Source organism: Ruegeria lacuscaerulensis (genome assembly GCF_013034745.1).
GTDB classification, from domain to species: Bacteria; Pseudomonadota; Alphaproteobacteria; order Rhodobacterales; family Rhodobacteraceae; genus Ruegeria; species Ruegeria lacuscaerulensis_B.
Genome location: NZ_WQGP01000002.1, coordinates 435,467 through 454,043, shown reverse-complemented (window position 1 = coordinate 454,043; position 18,577 = coordinate 435,467). Strand labels below are relative to the sequence as shown.

Genomic DNA, 18,577 nt, shown 5'->3' with positions numbered 1-18,577 from the left:
TGCCGATGAAAAGGCACGAGAAGAACTGCAACAGAGAGGAAATGACATGACAACAAGACGTAAGTTTCTGCAAACCGCCGGGGTGGGCGTTGCCGCTGCCCCTCTGGCCGCGCCCGCGCTGGCGCAGAGCACGATCACATGGCGGATGCAGACCTATGCCGGTCCAGCTTTGGCGGCCCATGTGATCGACCCGGCCATCGAGATGTTCAACAAGATCGCTGGTGACCGGATGCAGATCGAGCTGTTCTATGCTGATCAGCTGGTCCCGACCGGAGAGCTGTTCCGCGCCATGCAGCGCGGCACCATCGATGCGGTGCAATCAGATGATGACTCGATGGCATCTCCCACCGAAGTCACCGTGTTCGGTGGCTATTTCCCGTTTGCTTCCCGCTACTCGCTGGACGTGCCGGTGCTGTTCAACCAGTACGGCCTGAACGAGATCTGGGATGAGGAATATTCCAAGGTCGGCGTCAAGCATATCAGCGCGGGCGCTTGGGATCCCTGCCACTTTGCCACCAAAGACCCGATCAACAGCTTGGCCGATCTGCAGGGCAAACGCGTCTTTACCTTCCCAACGGCGGGCCGCTTCCTGAGCCAATTCGGCGTTGTGCCGGTCACTCTGCCGTGGGAAGACATCGAGGTCGCGGTGCAAACCGGCGAGTTGGACGGCATCGCTTGGTCGGGCATCACCGAAGACTACACCGTGGGTTGGGCTGATGTGACCAACTATTTCCTGACCAACAACATCTCGGGCGCATGGGCAGGATCGTTCTTTGCCAATATGGACCGCTGGAACGAACTGCCGGAAGACCTGCAGACCCTGTTCCGCGTTTGCTGCGACCAATCGCACTACTATCGCCAGTGGTGGTATTGGGGTGGCGAGGCCAGCCTGCGCGTGAATGGCGATAAGATGGAACTGACCTCAATCCCAGACGCCGAATGGGCGCAGGTCGAAGAAGCAGCCGTTGCCTTCTGGGATGAAATCGCAGCCGAGTCCGAGACCAAAGCCAAGGTTGTCGAGATCTTCAAGCAGTATAACGCCGACATGCTCAAGGCCGGACGGCCTTATCGCTACGGCTAATTTCAATGCGATTACGGCGCGCGGCCTCGGTCGCGTGCCGGTATTGGACCTCTGGAACCCCGATCCCCGATGCTAGGCTTGCCTCTGAAACAGACAAGAACACTCTGGTCGCGCCTTGGCGTGAACCGGGTCAGAGGGGTATAGGCCAATGGCTATTGCGGGGTTCCTGATCGAGATTTTTGCGGCGACCATGTTGCTGCTGTTTGCGGTGCGGCTGGTCCGCACGGGCATCGAAAGACGCTTTGGCGCATTGTTCCAGTCGCTGTTGACGCGACACTCGAACACCTTTGTTGCGGGTGCGGCCGGAATGGTTCTGGCAACGATCCTGCAAAGCTCGGCTGCGGTTACAGTTTTGCTGACCGGTTTTGCCGCGGCGGGCATGGTCAGCTTTGGCCTTGCATTGGCCGGGGTGCTGGGCGCGGATCTGGGTGCAGCGCTTGTCATTCAGGTTCTATCTTATGATCTGGGTTGGCTGCAGCCCGTGCTGCTGGCGCTGGGCGGGTGGCTGTACCTCAAGTCCGACCGCGCCAATGTGCGGCTGATAGGGCGCATTGTTCTGGGCATCGCGTTCATTCTGGTTTCATTGCAGTTCTTGCGCGATGCGGTTGATCCGATCCGCGAGAGCGCCTTTTTGCCCGCCATCGCGGGCTATCTGGAAAGCGACTATTTCAGCGCCTTTATCGTGGGCGCGGTATTGGCCTTTGTCATGCACAGTTCGGTTGCGACGATCCTGATGTGCGTGACACTGGTTCAGATCGGAGCCATCCCTTTTGCTGCCGGGCTGTCGCTGGTTCTTGGGGCCAATCTGGGCTCGGCCTTTATTCCGATCTGGCTGACCCGTGACCTTACGGTTTCCGCGCGTCGTATTCCACTGGCCAACCTTCTGCTACGCGGCAGCGCGGCGCTGGTGATGCTGATTGTGGTCAACGTGACCGGCACGCATCAGACGCTGATGGTAGCGGGGGCAGGGCAGTCGTTGATCTTGGCCCATATCGGGTTCAATCTTGCCGTTTTTGTGCTGGCCACAGGGTTTGTGAACTGGATGGAGCGTCCGGTGACACTGCTGCTGCCCGAGCCCGAGGTTAAGGCGCACGCGATGGACCACTTCTCGGACGCGCTTAGCCCACTGAACGATCCAAGCGCGTCGGGGGCGAACGTTGCGATGTCCTCGGTCCGGCATGAGCTGTTGCAGATGGTCACACAGGTTGAGCGCATGTTCCGCCCGGTTCTGGATATTTATGAGCAGGACGACAGCGATGCGATCTCGGCCCTGTGGCAGCAGGATGAACGGGTGAATGCACAGCTGACCGAAATCCGACGCTTTGTCGCCCGAATGCCGCGCCAAAACATGAGCAAGGCGCAGATCAAGGCGGCGCGCGGCCTGGTCGAATACGCGATCCGGCTTGAGGCGGCGGGCGACGTGGTGTCAAACCGCATGACCCGAACCGCGCAGATCAAACACACTGAACGCACCGAGTTTTCGGCGCAAGGCTGGAAGGAACTCAAGGACCTGCACGCGGCTGTACTGGCCAGTTTCTCGCTGGCTCGTCATGTGCTGCTGGTGAATGATGTGGACTGCGCCCGCCGTCTGGTGCTGGACAAGGCCGAGGTCAAGCGCCTGTCACGGCATAGCCGCAAGGCGCATCTGAAACGGCTTGAGAGGGGGCAGACCGAGAGCTTTGCCTCAAGTGATCTGCATCTTGAGACGTTGCGCGCCATGCGTGACCTGCACGGGCATATCGCCGCCATCGCCTATCCGATCCTCTACCAAAGCGGGCAGGTGCTGGAGACACGTCTGGTGATGGAAATGGATAGCGAAACGGTCGAGGACTAGGGCCGCTGGGAATAATTTGGGACGACGGTCCCAGAAGATGACAAAGGATGAACGGGATGGGCAATGAAGCAAGATTGAACGATCTCAAAGCCAAGGCCGAAGCTGGTGAGGTCGACACCGTGCTGGTCTGCATGGTCGACATGCAGGGGCGTCTGATGGGTAAGCGGTTCCACGCGGGTCATTTCGTGGCGGGCGCTTGGGAAGAGACCCATTGCTGCAACTATCTGTTGGCCACCGACCTCGAGATGGCGACGCCCGATGGCTATGCTGCCACCAGCTGGGAACGCGGATATGGCGACTATGTGATGAAGCCTGACCTAAGTACTCTGCGCCCGGTTCCGTGGCTTGAGGGCACCGCCATGGTGATGTGCGACGTGTTGGATCACCATACGCATGAGGAAGTGCCCCACGCGCCTCGGTCCATCCTGAAAAAGCAGGTGAACCGGCTTAAGGCCATGGGCTATGACGCCATGTGCGCCACCGAGCTGGAGTTTTTCCTGTTCGAGAAGAGCTTTGACCAGATCCGCAAGGAAGGGTTTCGCGATCTGGAGCCGATCTCGGGCTATAACGAAGACTATCACATCCTGCAGACCACCAAGGAAGAGCATGTGATGCGCCCGATCCGCAATCATCTGTGGAACGCGGGGATTCCGGTCGAAAACTCGAAAGGTGAGGCTGAGACCGGGCAGGAAGAGCTGAACATCAAATACGCCCCCGCGATGGACACGGCCGAGTATCACTCGATTGCCAAGAACGCAGTGAAAGAAATCGCGTGGCAGCATGGCCATGCGGCGACGTTCCTGCCGAAATGGCATCATGAGAAAGTGGGAAGCTCGTCCCACGTGCATCAGTCGCTTTGGGCAGATGGGGTGCCAATCTTTTTCGACGAAAAAGATCCGCTCGGGATGTCTGATGTCATGAAGAACTACATGGCGGGTTTGCTGAAATACGCCGCCGACTACACCTATTTCATGGCTCCCTATATCAACAGCTACAAGCGGTTCATGAAGGGTACGTTTGCGCCAACGCGGATCATCTGGTCGGTGGACAACCGCACGGCGGGGTTCCGTCTGTGCGGGGATGGCACCAAGGCAGTTCGGGTGGAGTGCCGTATTCCGGGCTCGGACACGAACCCGTATCTGGCGATGGCAGGGATGCTGGCCGCTGGGATTGCCGGGATCGAGGAAGCGCTGGAATTGCAGCCCCCGACACAGGGAGACGTCTATCAGGGCGAAACGGGCATGATCCCCGGCAACTTGCGCGCGGCGCGGGATGCGTTGCATGGGTCGGCCATGTTGCGCGCGGCCATGGGGGATGATGTGGTCGATCACTATGCCCGTGCGGCGGAGGTCGAGATCGAAGAGTTCGAGCGTGTAGTGACGGATTGGGAAATTGCGCGCGGGTTTGAGCGGGCTTAGAGGGCGGGAGCGAGGGGCCAGCCCCTCGCGCTCCCCGGGATATTTTGGGCCAGATGAAGCAGGGATCCTGTTTCTTTCGAAAATGGAGTGAAAATGGGGCAGATGTTGCAATGTGTCTCGCCGATTGACGGATCGGTTTTTGCGGAGCGTGAAGTGTTGTCGGCTGAGGCGGCTCTAAAGTCCGCCGCGCGGGCCCGTGCGGCGCAGGTGGAGTGGGCGGCGCGGCCGTTGCAGGAGCGGATTGATCTTGTAATGGCAGGTGTGGCCGCTGTGGGGGCGATGAATGACGAGATCGTGCCAGAGCTTGCGCATATGATGGGCCGGCCGGTGCGCTATGGCGGTGAGTTTGGCGGGTTCAATGAACGTGCAAGTCATATGGCCGAAATTGCCTCAGACGCTCTGGCCGATATCGCTGTGGGTGAGGATGAGACCTTCAAACGCTATATCAAGCGTATTCCGCATGGGGTCGTTTTTGTGGTGGCGCCTTGGAATTACCCCTATATGACGGCGATCAACACGGTGGCACCTGCGCTGATTGCGGGCAATGCGGTGGTGCTGAAACACGCCACTCAAACCTTGCTGGTGGGTGAGCGTATGGCGCAGGCGTTCCATGCGTCGGGAGTGCCCGCGGATGTGTTCCAGAACGTGTTCCTCAGCCATGACGTGACCAATGATCTGATCGCTGGCAAGGCGTTTGATTTCGTAAACTTTACCGGCTCGGTCGGCGGCGGACAGGCGATGGAACGCGCTGCGGCGGGCACCTTTACTGGCGTTGGTACCGAGTTGGGTGGCAAGGATCCGGGCTACGTCATGGAGGATGCCGATCTGGATGCGGCGGTCGATACGCTGATCGACGGGGCCATGTTCAACTCGGGCCAGTGCTGCTGCGGGATCGAACGGATTTATGTGCATGAAAGCCTCTATGACGCCTTCGTTGCCAAAGCGGTTGAGGTGGTGAAAGGCTATAAGCTGGGCAATCCGCTTGACGCTGAGACGACGATTGGCCCGATGGCCAACGTCCGCTTTGCTGATGAGGTGCGCGCGCAGATTGCCGAGGCTGTCGCGGATGGTGCCGTTCCCCATATCGAGACCTTCGCTGAGGATGATGGGGGAGCCTATCTGACCCCACAGATCCTGACCAATGTCACCCATGACATGCGCGTTATGCGGGATGAGAGCTTCGGCCCGGTTGTGGGCATCATGAAAGTGTCCTCGGACGAAGAAGCCATCGGGCATATGAATGATAGCGAGTTTGGCCTGACTGCCAGCCTCTGGACCCGTGATGTGGATCGCGCGGCGCGGGTGGGCGACCGGATCGAAACCGGCACCGTGTTCATGAACCGGGCGGATTATCTGGACCCGGGTCTGTGCTGGACCGGCTGCAAGAATACCGGACGCGGAGGCGGATTGTCGGTCATCGGCTATCACAACCTCACACGTCCAAAATCCTACCATCTGAAAAAGGTGACATCATGAGCCTTGTTGGAAACTGGTCCTACCCGACCGCGATCAAGTTCGGCGCTGGCCGGATCAAGGAATTGCCCGAGGCCTGCGCGGCGGCTGGGATGAAACGCCCCTTATTGGTGACGGACAAGGGGTTGGCCGATCTGCCAATCACCACGGCCACTCTGGATATCCTCGAGGCCGCAGGGCTGGGACGAGGGCTGTTCAGCGAAGTGGACCCGAACCCCAATGAAAAGAACCTCGAAGCAGGGGTTGCCGCCTATAATGCGGGCGGTCATGACGGGGTGATTGCCTTTGGCGGTGGCTCGGGGCTGGATCTGGGTAAGATGGTTGCCTTCATGTGCGGCCAGATCCGCCCTGTTTGGGATTTTGAGGATATCGGCGACTGGTGGACTCGCGCCGATGCTGACGCCATCGCACCGATCATCGCCGTGCCGACCACTGCCGGGACAGGGTCCGAGGTGGGCCGTGCCAGCGTTATCACCAACTCGGAAACGCATGCCAAGAAGATCATCTTTCACCCCAAGGTTCTGCCTGCGGTCGTGATCTGCGACCCCGAGTTGACCGTGGGCATGCCCAAGTTCATCACCGCAGGCACCGGTCTGGACGCGTTTGCCCATTGTGTCGAGGCGTTCTCGAGCCCGCATTATCACCCCATGAGCCAGGGCATCGCGCTGGAAGGGATGCGGCTGGTCAAGGACTACCTGCCGCGCGCCTATGCTGACGGCACTGATATCGAGGCCCGCGCCCAGATGATGAGCGCGGCAGCAATGGGCGCGACGGCGTTCCAAAAGGGCCTCGGAGCGATCCACGCGATGAGCCATCCAATCGGCGCGGTGTTCAACACCCATCACGGCACCACCAACGCGGTCTGTATGCCCGCCGTGCTGGATTTCAACGCGCCCGTTATCGCGGACCGGTTCCAGCAGGCCGCGGCCTATCTGGGCATCGAAGGCGGCTTTGACGGCTTCCGTGCCTTTGTGCAGGCGTTCAACGACAGCTTTGCCATCCCGCGCAAACTGTCCGATCTGGGCGTGACCGAAGCTTCGATCCCGGAACTGGTCAAAGGTGCGATCACCGACCCGTCCTGTGGCGGCAACCCGATTGAACTGACCGAAGACAACCTGACCGCGCTGTTCAAAGCCGCGCTGTAACAGGGTTGCAGACCCGCTCCCTCACTCCGCATACTGCGCGCAGGTGAGGGAGATTTTCATGACCAAAGAGATTGTTCTGATCCACGGGGCCTTTGCCGGGCCGTGGTGTATGGAGAATTACGCGGGCTTCTTCCGCGCGCGCGGCTGGACGGTTCACACCCCTGCGCTGCGCTACCATGACGGCGACCCCAAGGCCGAGCCCGATCCCGGCCTGACCGACACCAGCGTCATGGACTACGCCGATGACGTTGCCGCATTCGTGCAGGGGCTGGATAGCAAGCCGGTGCTGCTCGGCCATGCCATCGCCGGGGTGGTGGCACAGCAGGTGGCGTCTCGGGGCCTGGCCAGCGCCATTGTCCTGATCAACCCGAATGCGGCCTGGGGGACGCTGCCCGAAACCGACGACGAACGCGCGGTACCGCGCGCACTGATGGAGGGCGGGGCGTTCTGGAAACAGCCCATGCGCGTCGATTTCGACCTGATGGCCCCTTTTGCGCTGAACAAACTGCCCGAGGCACAGCAGCATGAGGTATTCGACCAGCTTGGCCCGGAAAGCGGGCGGGTGATGTTCGAGATGTTCTTTTGGATGTTCGACGACCAGCACGCGATGAAGGTGGATATCGACAAGGTCGACTGCCCCGTCCTGATCGTATCCGGAACCGAGGACCGGGCCGTGAACCCCAACACCTGCCGCGCGCTGGCGGAACTTTACGGCGTGCGAGCCACCTTCCTGCCAGCCGAAGACCACGCCCATTTCCTGTTCATGGAGCCCGGCTGGGAGGGGCCAGCAGGTCAGATCGCGGATTGGCTGGAGCAAAAGGTGGGCTAGAACGCCCACCCAACGCGTTCAGTTGTTGGTCGAGAATGTGCTCTGTGGTTTCCACTTCAGCGAGCCATCCTCTTCACGATGACAGCGCAGCAGGCGTTCCTGAACGGTACTGACGGTGCTGGTTACAGTGTTGTCGCCGACCATCAGAACAAATGCGTCTTCGGAATAGGCCATGCCTTCATAATAGCAAAACCGCTTCTCGGCACCTTCCGGAATAGGCGATGCGGTGCTGAGCATTTGCTGCGCTGGGGCTTGCGTGGCCAGCAGGGCTAAGGCCAGCCCGAGGGGTAGTGTCTTCATGTCGTCCTCCCGTTCAGAAATCAGTGGGTCAAATGGGTCTTGGACGCTCGGGAGCCTCAAATATCGTTCTTGAATGACGGGTTGAGGGTAAGTGTGAACGAGATCAACGGGTTAGGCAAGGGGTTTGGTGGCGGCTTGCGAGAACGTCCCTCTCAAAACACCCAATGTGTAGTCCGTATCTTCAAGCACGCGCTTGACCCGCCGCCGTTTTGCCGGAGGCAAACCTTCGGTATGGTGAAGAGTGCGTTCCGCATCCACCTTAGGGCCAGGTGTGACATTCACGGGAGAGCGCAGATCATGGGCGGTAGTTTTGGCGGGTCGAAGTCCCACCCCACGTTTTGCTAAAGGATCTTTCTGGCCTGAACTCCTCGGCTGCCCCAAGTGAAAAAAAACATCTGTTTCATTAAGCGTTTGAATCCAGCCGATTCTATAGTTGCCAACGCCTTCTTCTTCCAAAGTGACTACAACATCTACTTCTGCGCCGGTTTCGGTTAATGCACGTCCTCTAAGGCACCAAACTAATTCTCCGAAATTTATTTGTTCATATTTGCTTGCAACCCAATTTATTGGTTGTTGGGAAACGCGAAGTTTAATATTGAAAATTATTCTCGTCACAGGAATTCTTTGCTCTGAATCGAGTAAAAAGAATATTTCTGATTTCGTGCAATCTAAGTTTACTACAACTGAGACATCGGTGTTCTTTGGTAACTCGGAAATATTCGCATTTCCGCACGCGAAAAAATGACGATCTGCAAGATCATTAAATGAAAGTTGCTGACCTTCGCCGGTCTCGAAAAATTTCTTAAATGGATCAATTGGGCCTGCTGGTGTTGAGGGCGGTGTTTGCTTAACAAGTTGATTAAAGTGTACTTGAAGCCCAGAGGCCTCTAAATATGTTACATTTTCCAGCCAATTGGCAATAAATTCAAAATTGGATTGAACGCCTTTTTTTTCTAGTTCTCTAAGTGTCAGAAGACGAACGGTCGGTCCATGTTTTCGAGCCCGCTGTAAAACAGTCTTAGTGAAGCCTTTTTCTGATACGCAAATAAGGTGCTGTGCGCCTACTTCCCGCATTTTTTCCAGCCATGCATTAAATTGGTCTGGCCCAACCTTTGATTTTCTTTTCTGCACCTCCACAACACTAAGAGTTTCTCGCGGCTCGTTACCCTCGCGGATCAAGACGTCGAATTGCCGCTTGCCTGACACTCCCTCTTCAAGCACAGGGAGATTCACGTCTGACTCGATTTTGGCGTTCGGGTTAATGTGTCTTTCCAGCGCTGCTACAACGCGTTCTTGTAGTTTTCCCTCTCGTTGTTCTTTGGTTTGCGCCATTTCTTACCTTTTCACCTCATACATCCAACTCCTCCACAAACCGCGCGTTCTCCTGAATGTACTGGAACCGCAGTTCGGGTTTTTTGCCCATCAGACGCTCAACGAGGTCTCCGGTTTCGCCGGGTTCGTCCTCGTCAATCGTGACGCGGATCAGCTTGCGCGAGGCGGGGTCCATCGTGGTCTCTTTCAGGTCTTTGGCGTCCATTTCGCCCAGACCTTTGAAACGTGAGACGTCGATCTTGCCCTTGCCGCCCAGACCTTTTTCCAGCCATTCGTCACGCTCAGCCTCGTCCAGACAATAGACGCGTTTGGCCCCTTGGGTCAGGCGATACAGAGGCGGGCAGGCCAGATACAGGTGGCCTGCGTCGATCATGGGCCGCATCTGGGTGAAGAAGAACGTCATCAACAGTGAGGCGATATGCGCGCCGTCCACATCCGCGTCGGTCATGATGATGACCTTGTCATAGCGCAGGTCGTCGACGTTGAACTTGGTGCCAAGGCCCACACCCAGCGCTTGGGTCAGATCGTTGATCTCGGCATTGGTGCCCAGCTTGGAACTGGCCGCGCCCAGCACGTTCAGGATTTTGCCGCGCAGGGGCAGCAGGGCCTGGGTTTTGCGGTCTCGCCCCATTTTGGCCGAGCCGCCCGCCGAGTCGCCCTCGACGATGAATAACTCGGTCCCGTCACGTGTTGAACTAGAGCAGTCCACCAGCTTGCCGGGGAGACGAAGTTTTTTAGTGGCGGACTTGCGTTGTGTCTCTTTCTCGGCCCGTCGGCGCAGACGTTCCTCGGCTCGGAGTATCACAAAGTCGAGTATCGCGCCGGCGGATTTCGTGTCCGCGGCCAGCCAGTTATCGAAATGGTCGCGGACCGAATTCTCGACCAGGCGCTGCGCCTCGACCGTGGCCAGACGGTCTTTGGTCTGGCCCACGAATTCCGGCTCGCGGATAAAGCAGGACACCAGCGCGCAGCCGCCGGTGATCAGGTCTTCGCGGGTGATCTGCGCGGCTTTCTTGTTGTTGATCAGCTCGCCGTAAGCCTTGATCCCCTTGAGGATCGCGGCCCAGAACCCCGCCACATGTGTACCGCCTTCGGGGGTGGGGACGGTGTTACAGTAGGATTGGATGAACCCATCGCGAGAAGGTGTCCAGTTGATCGCCCATTCGACCTTGCCCGGTGTCCCGAACTTCTCGGTGAAGTCCACGGTGCCTGCGAAGGGCTGCTCGGCATAAGTGGACGAGCCGTTCATCGTCTCTTTGAGGTAATCGGACAGGCCGCCAGGGAAATGGAACGTGGCCTCTGTCGGAGTTTCGCCATCGTCGATGGCGGACTTCCAGCGGATTTCCACGCCCGAGAACAGATAGGCCTTGGACCGGATGGATTTGAACAACCGCGCCGGTTTGAACTTGTGGTGGCCAAAGATTTCGGCATCGGCGTGGAATGTCACGGTGGTGCCGCGCCGGTTGGGAGCCGCACCGATTTTCTCGACCGGTCCCAAGGGGATACCGCGGGAGAACCGTTGTTCGAACAGCGTCTTGTCCCGCGCCACCTGTACGACCATCGAGTCCGACAGGGCGTTCACCACCGAGGCACCAACCCCATGCAGACCGCCCGAGGTCTGATAGGCCTTGCCCGAGAACTTACCGCCCGCATGCAGAGTACACAGAATGACTTCCAGCGCGGACTTGTCCGGGAATTTGGGGTGCGGATCAATCGGGATGCCGCGCCCGTTGTCGCGCACGGTCAGGGCGTAATCTGCGTGCAGTTCCACCTCGATCCGGTTGGCGTGCCCCGCGACCGCTTCGTCCATCGAGTTGTCGAGGATCTCGGCCACCATGTGATGCAGCGCGCGCTCATCCGTGCCGCCGATATACATGCCGGGGCGTTTGCGAACGGGTTCCAGCCCTTCAAGCACCTCAATCGAAGAGGCGTCGTATGTGGAGGTGGCGCTGGGCGTCAACAGATCGTCTGGCATCGGTGCTGCTCTTGTTTTTGGGTTTTACCCATTATGGCAGGTGATGTGGTCCGGGGGAAGAGGGGCGCGAAGTGTTGTGGGCGGATTGCGGTGTGCAACCAAGGTCGGATCAAAGAGAAAGCCAGAGTTTTTCATTCTTAAAGCCTCCTCGGATGGTGTGTTCAGGTTGTAGAATTTGGCTGAAGTCCTCGGACCAGTCGCGGAACCTGTCATTCGACACGACGAATCCCCGATAGTCGGTCGCGGCCTGTAGCACCAGCGGGTCTGCCGGTGTGCCGCTGGGGGCAACCAGAACGCGGTCTTTGGGTAGGCTCAGACGTCGGGCAAGGACGCGGTGATCCAGATAACGGTCAGATACTTTGTAGCCCACATTGGCATCAAAGACGACGCCGGGCGTATATCCGGCCTGAGACAGTTTCTCGACAACATCGCGCACCGTTTCGAGGCTGGGTTCGCCATCCTTCCAGTGCATGACGTTTGATCCGTCGACAACCGCCCATTTTCGCGGGGTGCGCAGGCGTTTCAGACCGCCCCAAAGGATCAATATCGCGCTGCCGAAAGCGCACGGGGCGGCCAGCAATACCCAATCCGACGCGGCTGGGTCCAGCGCTGCGTAGAGGGCCGCGATGGTGGAAAGCAGAAAACAAGTAATAAGCAGGCGCATGTTAGATATCTGAGTGGCGTTCTTGCAAAACGGGAAAATGGGTTTTCGAATTCAATCTCTTCAGGTCTCTTATCAATACCGGTTGATTGTTAATTGGGAAATCAGCAAACCTGTCCGCAGCCCGGTGGCAGTCAGGAAAAAGGACATCGTTTCAATGAGCTGGATCAAGACCATACCGTTCGAGGACGCCTCGGGAAAGCTGAAGAAACTGTATGAGCGGGTGACGGGGCCGGGCAATAATGTGGACAACATCATGATGGTGCATTCCTTGCGCCCGCATTCGATGGAAGGCCACATGGCGATGTACAAGAATGTCTTGCATCATTCGGCCAACACCATCCCGAAATGGTTTCTTGAGGTCCTGGGCGTGTGGGTCAGCGCGCTCAACCGCTGCGACTATTGTGTCGAGCATCATTTCAGTGGCCTGCAGCGGCTTTTGGCTGACCCTGACCGAGGCAATGCTATCCGTGCCGCGATTGAAGCTCGGACACCGCAGACAGCCCCTCTAGATCCGGCGCAGATCGCGGCGATGGGCTATGCGCGCAAACTGACCGAGGCGCCTGGGGAGCTGACAGAAAGTGATATTGAGGCTCTGCACGCTGCAGGGTGGGAGGATGGAGAAATCCTCGAGATCAATCAGGTCTGCGCCTATTTTTCTTACGCCAATCGCACGGTTCTGGGGCTGGGCTGTTCCACCGATGGGGATATTCTGGGGCTGTCCCCCAACAACTCGGACGATCCGTCAGACTGGGGACACCGTTAAGGCTCGGGTCCAGTTCAGAATGGCCTGCGCCAGCGCCTTGGGGCGTTGATGATGCAGCCAGTGGTCCGTGCCGGGAATGTCAATGCGGGTCAGGTCGGGGGCGAACTCTTCCAGCCCCTCAGTGGCCTCGGGTAGCAGGGCCTTGTCCTCAGATCCCCACAGCAAAAGATGCGGGCAGCGGACCAAAAGGCGCTCGACCGGCAGCTCGGGCAGATTCGTCAGCGGTTCGCCGGGTTTCGCCACCACCAGCGGAGAGGCGCGGTACCAGTTCAGCATTGCGTCCAACCGGCCGGGCCGGGCCCATTCGGTGCGATAGGCCTGCATTTGTGCATCCGACAGCCAATCCAGCCCCATCCCGTACCGAAAGAACCTCTCGAGCCGCGCGAAATTGTCGGCAGAAAATCTTTGGGCGGCGTCTTCGGCCCTCAGATCGTTGATATATTGCGAGGCCGCTGATTGCGCGCCGCCCGACGCCATCGCACGCTGAAACGGCACCGGGTGGACGCCATTGGCGATGATCAGACGGCCCACCAGCTTGGGCTGGAACATGGCCAGCCCATAGGCGACGGAGGCCCCCCAATCATGGCCCAGAACCGTGACAGGTGCGCCCAGCATATCGATCAACGCCGCCATGTCCCCGACCAGTTTTGACAGGGTATAGTGCCCGACCCCCTCGGGCGCCCAGCTTTGGCCATAACCACGCTGATCCGGGGCAATACAATAGAAGTGTTCAGCTAGATGCGGGGCCAGATCAGCCCATGTGCCGCCATATTCAGGAAAGCCATGCAGCATCAGCAAGGGCGGCAGGCTGGGATCGCCCCAACTGCGTAGAAAGAACGGCTGTCCGTCCAGTTCGACAAATCTGCTGTCCACGCGTTAACCCTCTGCTGCCATAGCCAAAAACAGAACCACAAGGTTACAGCAATTTGATACCAATCAAAGCGCGAAATGGCGGTCTCTGCTAGTCACTGGGTCAGACAGCTTTTCAAGGAGAGATTGCATGGAAACAGCGGCGCGGATCGAAAAGACACAATCCTCCGCCAACGGCGTTCCGGGGCCCACGACCGGCCCGGCTGAGCCCAGCCCCGAGAAAATTCGCCACGCGTTTGAAAGCGGCAAGTACCCTTATGGCCGCAAGATGGCGCGCAAGATCTATGAGGCGCAAAAGGCCGAGTTGCAGGCTGAGCTGCTGAAGGTTCAGATATGGGCGCAAGAAACCGGCCAGCGGTTCGTGTTGCTGTTCGAAGGCCGTGACGCTGCGGGTAAGGGCGGCACAATCAAGCGGTTCATGGAGCACCTAAACCCACGTCAGGCCCGAGTGGTTGCGTTGAACAAACCCACCTGGGAAGAGAAGGGTCAGTGGTATTATCAGCGTTATGTTCAGGAATTGCCCACCGTTGGTGAAATGGTGTTCTACGACCGGTCCTGGTACAACCGCGCAGGCGTGGAACGGGTGATGGGCTTCTGCTCGCCCAACGAATATCTGGAATTCATGCGTCAGACTCCGGATCTTGAGCGGATGCTGGTCCGCTCGGGCATTCAGCTTTACAAATACTGGTTCTCGGTCACGCAGCCCGAACAGCAACGCAGGTTCAAAAGCCGCGAGACGGACCCGCTGAAACAGTGGAAACTGTCGCCGATCGACAAGGCCAGCCTTGACAAATGGGACGACTACACCGAGGCGAAAGAGGCGATGTTCTTCTATACTGACACCGCCGACGCGCCATGGACCATCATCAAGTCGAACGACAAGAAGCGTGCGCGCCTGAACACAATGCGGCATTTCCTGTCGACGCTGGACTACCCCGGCAAGAACCATGATGTGGTCCGCGAGCCTGATCCCTTGATCGTTGGACAGGCGCATCACGTCATCCATCGGTCCGAGCACATCCTTGGCAGCGCACTGCACCCTGATGCGCGTTAGTGTCATCCGGGGCTGTTGATTGGCCCCGGACCGAGAGTCTCATCCTGAAATTTCGCTGATCTGGTCTTGTCCCGGCCTCGGGCCGGGCATAAGGCTGGGGCGATGAACAAGGTGATGACATATCGCGGCCATTTCCGGGCCATTACCGTGCTGGGCCTACCGTTGGTGGGCGGGCATCTGGCGCAGTTTGCTATCGGTCTGACCGATACCATCATGCTGGGCTGGTACGGGGTCGAAGCTCTGGCGGCTGTAACCCTGGCCAGTAGTTACTACTTCGTGCTGTTTCTGTTTGGGGCCGGGTTCGGCTGGGCGGTGATGCCCATAGTCGCCACCGCCGCCGCCGAGGAGGATGAGACCAGCATCCGCCGCTCGACCCGCATGGGGCTGTGGTTGTCGCTGATCTATGCGGCGTTGATGATGCCACTGCTGTGGTGGTCCTACCCGATCCTGATTGCGTTGGATCAGGACCCCGAGGTCGCCCGGACCGCCGCGCAATATCTGCGGGTCGCGGGCTGGGGCCTGTTCCCGGCGCTGATCGTGATGGTCCTGAAATCCTATTTGGCGGCGTTGGAACGCACGCAGATCGTGCTGTGGATCACTGTGACGGCGGCTGTGGTCAACGGTTTCACCAACTATGCGCTGATCTTCGGCAATTGGGGTGCGCCCGAATTGGGCGTGATCGGTGCGGCCATCGCTTCGGTCGTGACACAGGTTGTCTCGCTGGTTTTCGTGGTCATCTACGCCGTGCGTGTCTTGCCCGAACACAGCCTGTTTCAGCGCTTTTGGCGCCCGGATTGGGAGTTCTTCTTCAGCGTCCTGCGTCTCGGTGTGCCCATCGGTCTGACCACATTGGCCGAGGTCAGCCTGTTTGCCATGTCGGCAATCATGATGGGCTGGCTGGGACAAGTGCCGCTGGCGGCGCATGGTATCGCGCTGAATCTGGCCTCGGCTACGTTCATGGTGCATCTGGGTCTGTCCAACGCGGCCACGATCCGCGCAGGTAATGCGCTGGGCCGCAAAGACCGGGCACATCTGGAAAAAGGCGCGATTGCTGTGACGGCGATGTCGCTGGTGATGTCGGTGCTGACCGTGATCCTGTTCCTGACCTGCGCCGAGCCGCTGATTTCCCTGTTTATGGAGGCGGATGACCCGCAGCGGTCGCAAATCCTGCTGATCGGAACCGGGTTGCTGGCCATGGCGGCGCTGTTCCAACTGGTCGATGGCGCACAGGTGATTGCGCTGGGCCTGTTGCGTGGATTGCAGGACGCCAAAGTGCCAATGGTGATGGCAGGACTCAGCTATTGGGTCGTGGGGATTCCGGCCTCGTATTACTTCGGCTTTGTCCAGGGGATGGACGGGATCGGCGTGTGGCTGGGCCTTGTGCTTGGGTTAGCCTTCGCAGCGGTGTTACTGATGGCGCGGTTCTGGATGCGGTCGGTCCGCTCGGTCCCGGTGGCAGGTTAGTCTTTGGTCAGACGATCCGCCTTTTTACGCACCAGAACACTGCGCAGATCGTGCATCGCCAGTAATAGCCGGTCGGTGACATCCTCAAGCTGCGCGTCTGTCGCTTTGGACTGCGCCCACTGAGTCGTCAGGTTTAGGTAGTCCACGGCCCGGTGAATGTCATCCATATCACGCTGTGCCAAAAGGGCTGTGCGGTCCTCGATCCAACGCGTGATAGCGGCCTGGTCGGTCTCGGTCAGGGTGCGCTGCCCCTGCGGCTTGACCTCACCGTTGCGGATGTTGATGACCGCGATCTGGTCCATCTCGATCCGGCGTTGGCGGTTTTCGGTGTCGATCCGAAAAACCGCCGCCCCATTCTCGCGCACGCGAAAGTAATATTCGGGCAAATCCACGGCTCAGAGCCTCCGATCAGGTCAGTGCGGCGCAGAACCGCTGAATGCGGGTGCAGGCCTCGGTCAGCGCAGCGTCCGAGGTTGCGTAGCTGACGCGGAAGTTTGGGGACAGACCGAAGGCAGCCCCGAAAACGACGGCCACGTCGGCTTCTTCCAACAATGCCGTGGCAAAGGCTTCATCAGATGAGATCACCGTGCCTGCCGGAGTAGTCTTGCCGATCAGCCCTGCGATCGAGGGGTAGACATAGAACGCGCCTTCGGGAGTGGGGCAGGATACACCGTCAATCTCGTTCAGCATCCGCACTACCAAGTCGCGGCGGCGTTTGAATGTCTCGGCATTGGGGGCCAGAAAGTCTTGCGTGCCCTCCAGCGCCTCGACTGCCGCCCATTGACTGACGGAGCAGGGGTTCGAGGTCGACTGAGATTGAATCTTGCGCATCGCGGCAATCAACTCGACCGGACCCGCCGCATAGCCGATCCGCCAACCGGTCATGGCATAGGCCTTGGACACGCCGTTGCAAGTCAGAGTGCGCTCAAAGAGGCCGGGTTCAACCTCGGCCGGGGTGCAGAACTCGAACCCGTCATAGGCCAGGTGCTCATACATATCATCAGACATGATCCAAACATGTGGATGGCGCATCAGCACATCGGTCAATGCCTTCAGTTCGGCCCGGCTATAGCCCGCGCCCGTTGGGTTGGAGGGAGAGTTGAAGATGAACCACTTGGTGTTTGGCGTGATAGCGGCCTCAAGCTGGTCGGCGGTCAGTTTGAAGCTGTTCTCGAGCGTCGTTTCCACAACAACCGGCGTGCCTCCGGCCAGTAGCACCATGTCGGGGTAGCTGACCCAATAGGGCGCAGGGATGATCACTTCGTCGCCGTCGTTCATCGTCGCCATCAGCGCGTTATAGAGCGTTTGCTTGCCGCCCGTGCCCACCGAGATCTGCGCAGGCGTATAGTCCAGCCCGTGGTCGCGCTTCATCTTCGCGCAGGCGGCCTGTTTCAGCTCGGGGATGCCATCGGGTGCGGTGTATTTGGTTTTGCCCGCCGCAATCGCGGCTACGGCGGCATCCTTGATGTTCTGCGGCGTGTCGAAATCGGGTTCTCCGGCGCTCAGGCCGATAACGTCGCGTCCCGCGGCCTTCAATTCGGCCGCTTTGGCCGTCATGGCGATTGTAGGCGACGGTTTTACGCGTGACAGTGTCGCAGACAGGAAACTCATGGGGGCCCTCGGTTTGAATGATCAACCTGTCTGTCATAGGGTGCGCCCGAACGACGATCAAGCGATATGAATTGTGGAATTGGAGACCCCGATGAACGACGAAAACGACTGGTACGGCCCGGATTCAGCGACATTCGGCGACCGTCTGGCAGGTGCGCGTGAAGCTGCGGGGATGACACAGTCACAACTGGCCCGCAGGTTGGGCGTGAAAAAAGCAACCCTCGCGGATTGGGAAAACGACCTGTCCGAGCCGCGCGCCAACCGCCTGTCGATGCTGGCCGGGATGGTCAATGTCTCGATCATGTGGCTGCTGACCGGGGAAGGCGAGGGCATGGATGCGCCCTCGGAAGCTGAAGAACCCATGCCCGAACTTGTGGATATCGTGGCCGAGCTACGCTCGATCCGGGGCGAGATGCGAGCCAGCGCGGAACGAGCCGCGAAACTGGAAAAGCGTCTGCGACAGATGGCTGAGCAAGTCCAGTGACCGAGCAGCGGGACACGCGGATCAAGCGGTTGAAAATGCGTTCGATGCGCCGGGGCATCAAAGAGATGGACCTGATCCTGTCGGCCTATGCCGATCGCAATCTTGGCAGCATGGAAGAGGCGTTGTTGGACCTGTACGACGCCCTGCTGCACGAGAATGATCAGGACCTGTATCAATGGGTGACAGGACAGGTTTCCACGCCCGATCCCTACGCAGATCTGATTTCGGATATTGCGCAAACCTTTCAAAAGTAAGGGCGAAATCTGCTTAACTGAATATT

Annotated in this window: 18 protein-coding genes; 11 read left to right on the top strand and 7 right to left on the bottom strand. The window is 58.8% G+C overall.

Annotated features, from left to right (window positions below; translation table 11 throughout):
• The first annotated feature begins 46 nt into the window (after positions 1-46).
• The 6 genes from GOV79_RS05770 to GOV79_RS05745 all read left to right on the top strand — a co-directional run bounded on the left by GOV79_RS05770 (position 47) and on the right by GOV79_RS05745 (position 7,780).
• On the top strand, positions 47-1,081 hold the full coding sequence (locus GOV79_RS05770; RefSeq protein ID WP_170770277.1) for a TRAP transporter substrate-binding protein: 1,035 nt from the start codon (positions 47-49) through the stop codon (positions 1,079-1,081).
• A 148-nt stretch (positions 1,082-1,229) separates the two neighbouring features.
• On the top strand, positions 1,230-2,915 hold the full coding sequence (locus GOV79_RS05765) for a Na/Pi cotransporter family protein (protein WP_170788910.1): 1,686 nt from the start codon (positions 1,230-1,232) through the stop codon (positions 2,913-2,915).
• A gap of 56 nt (positions 2,916-2,971) precedes the next feature.
• On the top strand, positions 2,972-4,333 hold the full coding sequence (locus tag GOV79_RS05760) for a glutamine synthetase family protein (protein WP_170788909.1): 1,362 nt from the start codon (positions 2,972-2,974) through the stop codon (positions 4,331-4,333).
• Positions 4,334-4,426: 93 nt separating this feature from the next.
• Positions 4,427-5,809 (top strand): aldehyde dehydrogenase family protein, encoded by a 1,383-nt coding sequence (locus GOV79_RS05755; RefSeq protein WP_170770283.1) that lies wholly within the window; start codon positions 4,427-4,429, stop codon positions 5,807-5,809.
• Positions 5,806-6,951: an iron-containing alcohol dehydrogenase gene (locus GOV79_RS05750; protein ID WP_170782701.1), complete on the top strand. Its 1,146-nt coding sequence runs from the start codon at positions 5,806-5,808 to the stop codon at positions 6,949-6,951. The genes GOV79_RS05755 and GOV79_RS05750 overlap by 4 nt, the downstream gene beginning before the upstream one ends.
• 58 nt (positions 6,952-7,009) lie before the next feature.
• Positions 7,010-7,780 carry an alpha/beta hydrolase gene (locus tag GOV79_RS05745; protein ID WP_170788908.1) on the top strand — a complete coding sequence of 257 codons (771 nt, stop codon included), beginning with the start codon at positions 7,010-7,012 and terminating at the stop codon, positions 7,778-7,780.
• Positions 7,781-7,798: 18 nt separating this feature from the next.
• Here the strand turns inward: GOV79_RS05745 and GOV79_RS05740 are convergent, their stop codons facing one another.
• The 4 genes from GOV79_RS05740 to GOV79_RS05725 all read right to left on the bottom strand — a co-directional run bounded on the left by GOV79_RS05740 (position 7,799) and on the right by GOV79_RS05725 (position 12,051).
• Positions 7,799-8,080: a DUF1496 domain-containing protein gene (locus GOV79_RS05740; RefSeq protein WP_170770289.1), complete on the bottom strand. Its 282-nt coding sequence runs from the start codon at positions 8,078-8,080 to the stop codon at positions 7,799-7,801.
• Between the two features lie 111 nt (positions 8,081-8,191).
• On the bottom strand, positions 8,192-9,412 hold the full coding sequence (locus GOV79_RS05735) for a restriction endonuclease (protein WP_170788907.1): 1,221 nt from the start codon (positions 9,410-9,412) through the stop codon (positions 8,192-8,194).
• A 16-nt stretch (positions 9,413-9,428) separates the two neighbouring features.
• A complete protein-coding gene (gene parE, locus GOV79_RS05730) occupies positions 9,429-11,387 on the bottom strand; it encodes a DNA topoisomerase IV subunit B (RefSeq protein ID WP_170788906.1) in 1,959 nt (652 codons plus the stop codon).
• 109 nt (positions 11,388-11,496) lie between these two features.
• On the bottom strand, positions 11,497-12,051 hold the full coding sequence (locus GOV79_RS05725; protein WP_170788905.1) for an NYN domain-containing protein: 555 nt from the start codon (positions 12,049-12,051) through the stop codon (positions 11,497-11,499).
• Between the two features lie 154 nt (positions 12,052-12,205).
• Here GOV79_RS05725 and GOV79_RS05720 point away from each other — a divergent pair, with 154 nt between their 5' ends.
• On the top strand, positions 12,206-12,814 hold the full coding sequence (locus tag GOV79_RS05720) for a carboxymuconolactone decarboxylase family protein (RefSeq protein ID WP_170788904.1): 609 nt from the start codon (positions 12,206-12,208) through the stop codon (positions 12,812-12,814).
• On the opposite strand, the gene GOV79_RS05715 is transcribed toward GOV79_RS05720, so the two are convergent.
• Positions 12,794-13,687: an alpha/beta fold hydrolase gene (locus GOV79_RS05715; RefSeq protein WP_331252367.1), complete on the bottom strand. Its 894-nt coding sequence runs from the start codon at positions 13,685-13,687 to the stop codon at positions 12,794-12,796. The genes GOV79_RS05720 and GOV79_RS05715 overlap by 21 nt on opposite strands.
• A gap of 127 nt (positions 13,688-13,814) precedes the next feature.
• On the opposite strand from GOV79_RS05715, the gene ppk2 reads away from it, so the two are divergent.
• Positions 13,815-14,738, top strand: a complete 924-nt coding sequence (gene ppk2, locus GOV79_RS05710) for a polyphosphate kinase 2 (RefSeq protein ID WP_170788903.1) — start codon at positions 13,815-13,817, stop codon at positions 14,736-14,738.
• A gap of 102 nt (positions 14,739-14,840) precedes the next feature.
• Positions 14,841-16,202, top strand: a complete 1,362-nt coding sequence (locus GOV79_RS05705) for an MATE family efflux transporter (RefSeq protein ID WP_170788902.1) — start codon at positions 14,841-14,843, stop codon at positions 16,200-16,202.
• Here GOV79_RS05705 and GOV79_RS05700 read toward each other — a convergent pair.
• A complete protein-coding gene (locus GOV79_RS05700; RefSeq protein WP_170788901.1) occupies positions 16,199-16,594 on the bottom strand; it encodes a hypothetical protein in 396 nt (131 codons plus the stop codon). The two genes, GOV79_RS05705 and GOV79_RS05700, sit on opposite strands and share 4 nt — an antisense overlap.
• Positions 16,595-16,610: 16 nt before the next feature.
• Complete coding sequence (locus GOV79_RS05695) at positions 16,611-17,813, bottom strand: pyridoxal phosphate-dependent aminotransferase (RefSeq protein ID WP_170788900.1); 1,203 nt, start codon at positions 17,811-17,813, stop codon at positions 16,611-16,613.
• 91 nt (positions 17,814-17,904) lie between these two features.
• Between GOV79_RS05695 and GOV79_RS05690 the strand changes: the two genes are divergently transcribed.
• Positions 17,905-18,297, top strand: coding sequence for a helix-turn-helix domain-containing protein (locus GOV79_RS05690; protein WP_170770305.1), 393 nt, complete (start codon positions 17,905-17,907; stop codon positions 18,295-18,297).
• Positions 18,294-18,551, top strand: a complete 258-nt coding sequence (locus tag GOV79_RS05685) for a succinate dehydrogenase assembly factor 2 (protein ID WP_331252364.1) — start codon at positions 18,294-18,296, stop codon at positions 18,549-18,551. The genes GOV79_RS05690 and GOV79_RS05685 overlap by 4 nt, the downstream gene beginning before the upstream one ends.
• Positions 18,552-18,577: the final 26 nt, after the last annotated feature.

Excerpts from the sequence above, each read along its gene's own strand:
- GOV79_RS05765 (WP_170788910.1), top strand. The coding sequence starts at position 1,230 with ATGGCTATTGCGGGGTTCCTGATCGAGATTTTTGCGGCGACCATGTTG.
- GOV79_RS05750 (WP_170782701.1), top strand. The coding sequence starts at position 5,806 with ATGAGCCTTGTTGGAAACTGGTCCTACCCGACCGCGATCAAGTTCGGC.
- GOV79_RS05770 (WP_170770277.1), top strand. The coding sequence starts at position 47 with ATGACAACAAGACGTAAGTTTCTGCAAACCGCCGGGGTGGGCGTTGCC.
- GOV79_RS05745 (WP_170788908.1), top strand. The coding sequence starts at position 7,010 with ATGACCAAAGAGATTGTTCTGATCCACGGGGCCTTTGCCGGGCCGTGG.
- parE (WP_170788906.1), bottom strand. The coding sequence starts at position 11,387 with ATGCCAGACGATCTGTTGACGCCCAGCGCCACCTCCACATACGACGCC.
- GOV79_RS05760 (WP_170788909.1), top strand. The coding sequence starts at position 2,972 with ATGGGCAATGAAGCAAGATTGAACGATCTCAAAGCCAAGGCCGAAGCT.
- GOV79_RS05740 (WP_170770289.1), bottom strand. The coding sequence starts at position 8,080 with ATGAAGACACTACCCCTCGGGCTGGCCTTAGCCCTGCTGGCCACGCAA.
- GOV79_RS05690 (WP_170770305.1), top strand. The coding sequence starts at position 17,905 with ATGAACGACGAAAACGACTGGTACGGCCCGGATTCAGCGACATTCGGC.
- GOV79_RS05695 (WP_170788900.1), bottom strand. The coding sequence starts at position 17,813 with ATGAGTTTCCTGTCTGCGACACTGTCACGCGTAAAACCGTCGCCTACA.
- GOV79_RS05705 (WP_170788902.1), top strand. The coding sequence starts at position 14,841 with ATGAACAAGGTGATGACATATCGCGGCCATTTCCGGGCCATTACCGTG.
- GOV79_RS05725 (WP_170788905.1), bottom strand. The coding sequence starts at position 12,051 with ATGCGCCTGCTTATTACTTGTTTTCTGCTTTCCACCATCGCGGCCCTC.
- GOV79_RS05735 (WP_170788907.1), bottom strand. The coding sequence starts at position 9,412 with ATGGCGCAAACCAAAGAACAACGAGAGGGAAAACTACAAGAACGCGTT.
- GOV79_RS05755 (WP_170770283.1), top strand. The coding sequence starts at position 4,427 with ATGGGGCAGATGTTGCAATGTGTCTCGCCGATTGACGGATCGGTTTTT.
- ppk2 (WP_170788903.1), top strand. The coding sequence starts at position 13,815 with ATGGAAACAGCGGCGCGGATCGAAAAGACACAATCCTCCGCCAACGGC.
- GOV79_RS05720 (WP_170788904.1), top strand. The coding sequence starts at position 12,206 with ATGAGCTGGATCAAGACCATACCGTTCGAGGACGCCTCGGGAAAGCTG.